This window comes from Leptotrichia sp. OH3620_COT-345 (assembly GCF_003932895.1).
Lineage (GTDB): Bacteria > Fusobacteriota > Fusobacteriia > Fusobacteriales > Leptotrichiaceae > Pseudoleptotrichia.
Genome location: NZ_RQYW01000117.1, coordinates 1 through 488 on the forward strand (window position 1 = coordinate 1; position 488 = coordinate 488).

A 488-nucleotide genomic window follows, 5' to 3' on the forward strand; every position below is an offset into this window, starting at 1 on the left:
TCATTCTCATATTTTTTTCGTTGAAATAATTTGAATGTTGGGGGATTTTTCTTTCTATTTAGTTACAAGTATTTTTAAAGCCATTTGCTTTTATTATCTTTTGAGCTATTTTATTTAAATTAAGATCATTTTCATTATGTGCTATCATAACATATGCATTATTTTTTACTTTTTTTCTATAAAATATTGAAGAACACATCTTTGTCACCTCAAAAGTTATGGGTATTCCATAACCCGTTTTTATATCTACTATATTTCCGTGTTTAGAATTTAATGTTGTATTCTCAGGTATTATTAAAGTTATTTCTCCAAACTGTACTCTCTTATTTATTGGTCTTTTTAATATATCTCTTATTACTCCTTCTACCTCCCCCTTATATTTTCCTTTAGATATTGCTCCCGGTCCATCTTTTTTTGTTGCTTCTCTTTCTTCTCTATCTTGTTCTATTTCAAAAGCTGTTTTTTGAATTCCGTATCTCAATTCACCA

At 27.5% G+C, this 488-nt stretch carries 1 protein-coding gene; it reads right to left on the reverse strand.

Annotation, left to right across the window (positions count from 1 at the left end; all coding sequences use genetic code 11):
• Positions 1–58 precede the first annotated feature (58 nt).
• Entirely contained in the window at positions 59–481 is a 423-nt protein-coding gene (locus EII29_RS11960) for a hypothetical protein (protein WP_148096442.1), read from the reverse strand.
• Positions 482–488: the final 7 nt, after the last annotated feature.